At 54.7% G+C, this 6848-nt stretch carries 6 protein-coding genes; 3 read left to right on the top strand and 3 right to left on the bottom strand.

The genetic code is table 11. The features are described from left to right. The 3 genes from QZN75_RS08920 to QZN75_RS08910 all read left to right on the top strand — a co-directional run. The coding region (locus QZN75_RS08920) for a beta-CASP ribonuclease aCPSF1 (protein ID WP_292427588.1) at nt 1-1914 on the top strand (1914 nt) is incomplete at its 5' end. A gap of 4 nt (nt 1915-1918) precedes the next feature. Beyond that, nucleotides 1919-3016: an MFS transporter gene (locus tag QZN75_RS08915; protein WP_292427586.1), complete on the top strand. Its 1098-nt coding sequence runs from the start codon at nt 1919-1921 to the stop codon at nt 3014-3016. 57 nt (nt 3017-3073) lie between these two features. Then, entirely contained in the window at nt 3074-4072 is a 999-nt protein-coding gene (locus QZN75_RS08910; protein ID WP_292427583.1) for a tetratricopeptide repeat protein, read from the top strand. A 91-nt stretch (nt 4073-4163) separates the two neighbouring features. Here QZN75_RS08910 and QZN75_RS08905 read toward each other — a convergent pair whose 3' ends face one another. The 3 genes from QZN75_RS08905 to moaA form a co-directional block, all read right to left on the bottom strand. Then, nucleotides 4164-5348, bottom strand: coding sequence for a M20/M25/M40 family metallo-hydrolase (locus QZN75_RS08905; RefSeq protein ID WP_292427579.1), 1185 nt, complete (start codon nt 5346-5348; stop codon nt 4164-4166). Between the two features lie 6 nt (nt 5349-5354). Beyond that, nucleotides 5355-5864 carry a hypothetical protein gene (locus QZN75_RS08900; protein WP_292427576.1) on the bottom strand — a complete coding sequence of 170 codons (510 nt, stop codon included), beginning with the start codon at nt 5862-5864 and terminating at the stop codon, nt 5355-5357. 91 nt (nt 5865-5955) lie between these two features. Beyond that, complete coding sequence (gene moaA / locus QZN75_RS08895; protein WP_292427573.1) at nt 5956-6840, bottom strand: GTP 3',8-cyclase MoaA; 885 nt, start codon at nt 6838-6840, stop codon at nt 5956-5958. Nucleotides 6841-6848: the final 8 nt, after the last annotated feature.

Here is a 6848-nt window from a genome sequence, read left to right as displayed (position 1 = left end):
ATTGAAGAACGGCTCAAAGAGCTCAAAGACAAGATCAACGAGAAAGTACCTGCCGGCATTACGGTAAAAGAGGTCGAATTCGAAGGCCCGGAACTGGTCATCTACACCGATGATCCCAAACGATTTGCCGATGAGGCCGACCTGATCCGGGTCCTTGCCCGGGATCTCCGGAAGCGGATCGTAGTCCGTCCGACCATCCTTGAAGATCCGGAGAAGGCGGCAACCGAGATCCGGGCAGTCGTCCCGGAGTCCTCCGGTATCACCGATATCTTTTTTGACCCCGATACCGGGGAAGTCCTGATCGAAGCGGAGAAACCCGGCGTTGTAATCGGGAAGAACGGGATCACGCTCCGTGATATTACCCGGCACATTGGCTGGACGCCCAAAGTTGTCCGCACTCCCCCCATCGAGAGCAGTACCGTAAAGCAGGTCCGCCAGTACCTGCGCTCGGTCAATGAGGAGCGTAAGCAGTTCCTGCGTACTATCGGGCGGCGGATCCACCGAGATATTCCGGGCCGTGATGACACAAATAAGGATTCGACCAAGAAAGATCAGTGGGTACGGGTCACCACACTTGGCTGCTGTCGCGAAGTCGGCCGTGCCGCTTTTTTACTCACTACCCCAGACAGCCGCGTGCTTATCGATTGCGGGGAGAAACCCGACAACTCCAATGGCGCCCCGTATCTTTATGTTCCCGAGATCCACCCCCTGGCTCAGCTCGACGCTGTTGTCCTCACCCATGCTCACCTCGATCACTGTGCGCTCGTCCCCCTTCTCTACAAGTACGGATATGAGGGCCCGGTTTATTCGACTCCTCCGACCCGGGATCTTTCTGCGATGCTCCAGCTGGATTACCTCGATGTCCTTAACAAGGAAGGCCGGAAGATCCCATACAGCTCAAACGAGGTCAAGACGTATATCCAGCATTCGATCACCCTGAATTATGGTAGCGTGACCGATATTGCCCCGGACATCAAGCTCACCTTCCACAATGCCGGCCACATCCTTGGCTCCGCGATCGCCCATTTTCATATTGGCGACGGCCTGTATAACATTGCCTTTACCGGTGACTTCAACTACAGCAAGAGCCGGCTTTTTAACCCGGCTGTCAACCAGTTCCCCCGGCTCGAGACCCTGTTCATGGAGAGCACGTACGGCGGCTCGAATGATTTCCAGCCGGCACGTTCGGATGCGGAGTGCAAGCTTTATGAGATCATTAACACGGTGCTCTCGCGGGGCGGTAAGGTGATCATCCCCGCGTTTGCAGTCGGCAGGTCGCAGGAAGTCATGCTCGCCCTTGAAGAAGGGATGCGTCTTGGCAAGATCCCGCACGTCAAGATCTATCTTGATGGCATGATCCGCGAGGCTACAGCGATCCACACTACCTACCCGGAGTACCTTAACAATGATCTTAGGAACCTGATCTTCCGTGAAGGGATGAACCCCTTCCTTGCTGACTGTTTCCAGCAGGTGGACTCTTCCGATCTCCGCGAGAAAGTGATCAACGGCGATCCGTGTGTAATCATTACCACAAGTGGTATGCTTAACGGCGGTCCGGTCATGGAGTACCTCCTTAACCTCGCAGAGGACGAGAAGAATGCGCTCGTCTTTGTCGGGTACCAGGCTGAGGGTACTCAGGGGCGACGCATCCAGAAAGGGTGGCGCGAAGTGCCCATGGGCCGGAAAGGCACGATCACCATCAACCTTGAGATCGCTACTATCGATGGGTTCTCGGGGCATTCTGACCGGCGGCAGCTGATGAATTATATCGGCCAGATCCAGCCGAGGCCCGAGAAGATCTTCTGTATCCATGGGGACGAGAACAACACGATCGATCTTGCCAGTTCTATCTACAAGCGTTACCACATCCAGACTCATTCCCCGATGAACCTTGAGACGTACCGCATGATCTGATCGCATGGCGGCATCAAAGGCCTCCCTTGTTATCGTCTGCCTCGGCATCTTTGCCGTCATGGCGCTCTCGAATGCGATCGTCCCGGTGCTGCCGGCATTTGCCGGACAGTCTGCATGGCAGGGGGCCATCTATGCCGCATATTTCTTCGGCGCCTCTGTCTCCACCCTGCCGGGAGGAATGCTTGCCGATCGCCACGGTACTGCCCCGGTCATACGGGCCGGTCTTCTGATAACAGTTGCAACTGGTGTCCTGCTTTTTTTTGCTACCTCTCCTGTAGTGGTGATCGTCCTGCGTGGTTGCGAAGGGATCGGGGCCGGGCTCTTTGTCGCTGCCGCACTGTCGTATATCAATTCACGGAGCGATCATACCCGCATGAGCGGGTATTACATGGCGATGCTCAACCTCGGGCTTGTCCTCGGGCTAATCGTCGCCGGCTGGTTTGCGGTGCGTTTTGCAGAGCCGGTCCTCGGGATTGGCATCTTCACTCTTTTTGCCCTCGTTGCGTTTGCAGGAAGCGCTGTTACCGGTAACAGCCTGGTTTCTACGGTGAGGATGAGGGATACCGCCATCGTTTCAGCGTTCGTCCGCGACAACCTCTGGTTGTGGTATTCGGCCGTTGTTCTCGTCGGCATCACGGGAGTTGTCTCATCGCTGTACCCGAAGTTTTCCGGTGAGGCACCGGACACACTCGGGCTCTGGATTGCGGGCATGAGTATTGCCACCATCGTCGCCGTTCTTGTGGTCTCCCGTATCCCGCTCCACCCGGTGCCGATCATCCGATGGTCTGCCATCTTCATGGCGGGGGGTGTCCTTCTCGCATATGTATCCCCGCTGGGTTTTATTGTGCTTGGCGCTCTTGCCGGTGTCGTGATGATCGCCCAGATGGTGTTTCTTGCCGGAGTGCCGGATCACCAGGGACTTCTTATGGGATTGTTCTCGACGGCAAGTTACCTTGGGATGGCCATCCTCCCGTTCGTGGCCGGGGTCATTGCGGATATGGGCGGATTTTTGGCAGCATTTGTCGTCACCGCAATCTTGGGGGGAACAGTCGTTGTCACCACAGGCTGGTGCGGGCGCCAGCCTCCCCACCCTGCAGAATAATTCACGGGATGCCAAAAAAACAATACATTCATCTGCGATAAAAGAGAATTTTCGGATATGCAGATGAGCGCAAAGGCAGGCATACTGCTTGTAATTATTCTTATTCTGGTCCCTGCTGTAGCAGCGGAAGACTCCCTTGAGTGGTATACGAGAGGACAGAATGCTGCAACTGTCGGGAATTACGCAGATGCTGTGACGTACTATAACAATGCGCTCTCGCTGGATCCCTCGTATGCGTCTGCCTTCGCGGGAAAAGCCGTGGCCCTCAATGCGCTGGGACAGTACTCTGAGGCGCTCGATGCAGCAAATCAGGCCCTTGCGATAAGGACAAGCACCGATGCGCAGGATGCCATGGCCTATGCGCTCTTTAAACTTGGCAGGTACGATGAAGCCGTTGCCGCGTATGTGAATTTTACTGCCACGGTGACCAACCATGCGGATGCATACTGTAACCTTGCATCCTCGTATGTCCAGACAGGAAACCCGGATGCCGCGCTCAAAGCGTATGCCCAGTGTGCGAATCTCGACCCTCATAATGCGGATACCTGGAACCAGATTGGACTTGTGTACATGTCGCAGGACAAGTACACTGAAGCGCTCGATGCGTTCAATCATGCAACCCAAGAAACAACCAAGAGTGCCGAGATCTGGAACAACAAGGGTCTCGCGCTTGCTGCACTGGGACGTTACCAGGATGCGCTGGACTGCTTCAATGCGGCGCTGACAATCAGCCCTGTGTATGCCGATGCGGAAAAGAACAAGGAATCTGTGATGGGTAAGTCCCAGGTCTATCAGGTAACCGGCTCGCCGACCCCGACAAAGGCACCGTGGGTTTTGGGTGGGGGGACCTCCCCTGCAACGGTTCCCACCACCGCAGCGGCGCAGACTGCTGTGAATGTAACAGAATCGTTGCCTGCCGGCACCATTGCCGTGACCGCGACGGAAACACAGGTTGCAACGAAGACGACGTATACTCCGCTCTCATCCATCGGTGCTCTTACGGCAATTGTGGTGGCCGGAATTGTATTTGCTGGCGCAAAGCGTCGGAAGAATTGATCCCTTTTAAACAAATGGGGGGTTAGTTATGGAGTCAGACAAAACTGATTCCGGCCTATCGGCCCGCACCCGAATTTCCTCATGTCTCATCTCATGACGTTTCTGTTTTTTTGCTGTACGTGTCCAGGATGCCCCGGTAAATTTTTACCGCATTCTCAAGTGATACAACGGAGATCCGTTCGTTGATTCCGTGAAGCGTCGCGAGTTCTCCAGGACCGTACTCGATCACCTGAAATCCTGCACAACGGAGGTGACGCGCGTCGCTTGCCGCCCACTGGAGGATGGGAAATACATCCCCGCCCCATACCTTCTCTACTTCGCGGCACACGACTGCGGCAAACTCGCAATCCGGATCTGTGAGTGAAGGGTCGTGCACTATCCTCTCGACGATCGTCCCGTTTTGGGCGTGCGCACGAATATCTGTGACCAGATCCGGGATACTGCATCCCCAGGGAATCCGCAGTTCCAGATTGACCGAACAGTGCTGGGCGATGATGTTGATCTTCTCGCCGCCCGAGATAATGCCCGGGTTAAACGTTACCCGTTCAAGGATATCGCTTCCCTCCTGTATCTGGAACTCTTCGGAAAAGACCTCAGAGGAGTGCCGTATAATCTCCCGGAGTTTTTCATCCATCGGAAATTCACGATTATGGAGGCTTTTAATGTATTCGAGCAGTTCCATCGCTTCCATGATCGCGCTCACACCGATGGTCGGGTACAGGGAGCCATGACCGGGCGTCCCGGCAAATTTCAGGTCAAGCCGGCAGAGCCCTTTCTGACCGATGCAGGGATGGCGGGCCGGTGATGGTTCTGCGATCAGGCAGTCACAGGGCGCGATCAGATTGTGTGCGATCAGGTACTGAATCCCAAGGTCACCACCTGTCTCTTCATCGCAGACAAACGCCAGAGTCGCGGGTAGTTCGTGATCTTCCTGTACAAGCATGTCACTGGCGGCCAGCATCGCCGCACACCCACCTTTCATATCGGTCGCGCCCCGGCCCCAGACATATCCATCTTCCAGGGTACCGGAGTACGGCGGATGCGTCCACCCTTCGTCAAGAGCCGGTACGACATCCACATGTCCGCAGAGCAGGAGCGGTTTTTTTGGCCCCCGGGTAACCAGGTTACACCGACCGCCCCCGGTATCCGTGACCGTGGATATGATGCCCCGGGCATCAAGGAAATCCCGGATGTACTCGATAACCCCAGATGTATCTCCCGGAGGATTCTCGCTTTTTATCGCCACGAGTGTTGCACAGATTCGGCTTACGTCCATTCTGGATCAGGTCTTCTGTTCTGCGATAAATGCCGTAAAAAGCGTGGAGAGGGATGCATCCTCATACAGGCTTTTTAAGAAATCCTGCTCGAAAAACTCATCGATAACCGCAATAAAGAAATTTGCCGGGATCTCCTGTCGGCTATCCGGATCAAGGACGATACGAAAGCTCCGGTACCCTGCGGGATCTTCTAAGTCGTAGAGCATCTGCCAAAGTGAGGGCAGGGTGGCAAATTTCTCCGGCCGGGCGGTCTTGAGCCATGCGATAAACGCCGGGAACTGTGGCCGGTCCCCCTTTTTTTCCTCATCGATTCGCCAGCGCAGGTACTCGGCACCCATAATATTTTTCGGTGACTGATAATTGAATGCGTAAATGCTGCAGGTATAGTCAATATGTGCAATAGCATCGATAAAATAAAAATAAAGGGTCTTGTTGAAGAGCGAGGTGTCGTGCAGGATCAGGGATTTTTCATAGAGATGGGTAAGGGCATTGATGTATTCGTTGTCAGCGTTCATACGGTTCTAGTGTACGCCGGAATTGTAAATATATTCCCGTACTCCTGTATCCTTCTCACCGTTAAGGATGCACTGTTTTTGCGGGAAGAATCTATTTAAAAAATGGTTCCCGTCTCGCAACAGCTTCCCGGAAAAGTGCTTCGAGTTCAGCACCTTTTTTGCCCCTGACAGTGACATGGTTGTCCGTCCGCAGCAGGCATGGCTTGAGTTTGCCATCCGAGGTTACCCGGAGCCGGTTGCAGAACGCACAGAACTCGGTGTTGTGCAACGGACGCACGACCTCCACCTCGGCACCATCAAGACAGTACTTTTTGCGGTGGTGCATCCTGCGGGTGAGGATCTGTTCCGATCGTGCGGCAAGGTCGCATTCGACCCTAGTTAAGTCCCCGTGGTACTCGCAGTTGTTGAAGTGCATTAATTCGATGAGCTGGAGGACGAGATTGCGGTTCCCCCGGACAAATGCAAGGAAATCATTCAACTCCTGATCGTTGATACCAAGAAGAACCACCATGTTGAGTTTGACGGGTGTGAGCCCGACGTTAAGTGCCGCATCAATGCCGGCAAGAACCTCGCTGAGCCGGTCGCTCCCGGTGATCTGTTTGTAGGTTTTTGGATTTAGGCTGTCGAGGCTGACATTGACCCTGCGGAGCCCGGCGGCTTTTAAATCCGCTGCCATTTCTGCAAGCAGGATGCCGTTTGTGGTTATCGAACATTCGATACCTTTCGGGACTGCCCGGATGATCTTCAGGATATCCAGCCGGATCAGGGGTTCCCCGCCGGTAAATTTTATGCTTTTAATCCCGAACTTTGCCGCGATCTCCATGATGGCGATGATCTCGTCCGCGCTCATCTCGGACTCGGGATTCTTCTCACCCTCGGCATGGCAGTAGATACAGGAAAGGTTGCACCGCGAGGTGAGACTGATGCGGAGGTTTGTTACCGGTCGTCCGTAAGAATCCCTGAGCGCTTGTGTCATGGAGGATG

This window comes from Methanoregula sp. (genome assembly GCF_003170075.1).
GTDB lineage: Archaea > Halobacteriota > Methanomicrobia > Methanomicrobiales > Methanospirillaceae > Methanoregula.
The sequence above is the reverse complement of the archived record's forward strand: the minus strand, read 5'-3'. Positions and strand labels throughout refer to the sequence as shown.